1 tRNA gene is annotated in these 209 nt (G+C 53.1%); it reads left to right on the top strand.

The features are described 5' to 3' along the window. Window positions 1-71 precede the first annotated feature (71 nt). Window positions 72-146: transfer RNA gene (locus SBI19_RS29490), tRNA-Gln, on the top strand. Window positions 147-209 lie beyond the last annotated feature (63 nt).

Below are 209 nucleotides of genomic sequence, written 5' to 3'. Positions count from 1 at the left end.
GCTGGGAGAGCATCTGCCTTACAAGCAGAGGGTCGGCGGTTCGATCCCGTCAGCCTCCACCATCTTATTAATGGGGATTAGCCAAGCGGTAAGGCAACGGACTTTGACTCCGTCATGCCAAGGTTCGAATCCTTGATCCCCAGCCATTGAGAGCCATTAGCTCAGTTGGTAGAGCACCTGACTTTTAATCAGGGTGTCGTAGGTTCGAG

The organism is Paenibacillus sp. CCS19, from assembly GCF_033239625.1.
Taxonomy (GTDB): Bacteria; Bacillota; Bacilli; order Paenibacillales; family Paenibacillaceae; genus Paenibacillus_T.
The sequence above is the reverse complement of the archived record's forward strand: the minus strand, read 5'-3'. Positions and strand labels throughout refer to the sequence as shown.